The 633-nt window shown below is 39.7% G+C and carries 2 tRNA genes; both read left to right on the top strand.

Annotated features, from left to right (window positions below):
* Positions 1-122 precede the first annotated feature (122 nt).
* Positions 123-199 (top strand) — tRNA-Ile (locus HII16_RS16650).
* 125 nt (positions 200-324) lie between these two features.
* Positions 325-400: transfer RNA gene (locus tag HII16_RS16645), tRNA-Ala, on the top strand.
* Positions 401-633 lie beyond the last annotated feature (233 nt).

The following is a 633-nucleotide window of genomic DNA, read 5'->3' as shown; positions in this document are numbered from 1 at the left end:
CTTAAGTAAAACACTTACTTGGTCGAGATTGTTCCTTACAATCTTCGACACTTCCTACATCCTTGTAGGTCGTCGAGTGTTCACACAAATTGCATTGATAACAAACGTGAGAGAAATCCAGTAGGTCTGTAGCTCAGCTGGTTAGAGCGCACCCCTGATAAGGGTGAGGTCGGTAGTTCAAGTCTACTCAGACCTACCAATTTTTTGGTTTTTACTTCGTTATTTTATTACTCGTGTAGGAAAGACTACACATCACAATAAGATGCCTTGTTAAAATACAAAATACTTACTTAAGTAAGACCTACACCATATGTGTAAATATATGGGGCTATAGCTCAGCTGGGAGAGCGCCTGCCTTGCACGCAGGAGGTCAGCAGTTCGATCCTGCTTAGCTCCACCATTTTCTCTCATGAAAACTCAAACATAAGCGGTAACGTTTATGTTTGAGTTTTTACTCACTTTAATGCCGAATGCGCGCATTAATGTACTTCTTTAACAATTTGGAAAGCTGATATTAAACCCGGTAACTTATGCTTATGACCTCCAATCGTAAGCGCTGAATAAGTTACCACGATAAACAACTTGTTGTTTATCAACCGAAACGTGTCAAAGCGTTTCAAATTATAACTAACA

Origin of the sequence: Thalassotalea sp. Y01 (assembly GCF_012932945.1) — a bacterium.
Classification (GTDB): Bacteria; Pseudomonadota; Gammaproteobacteria; order Enterobacterales; family Alteromonadaceae; genus Thalassotalea_A.
The sequence above is the reverse complement of the archived record's forward strand: the minus strand, read 5'-3'. Positions and strand labels throughout refer to the sequence as shown.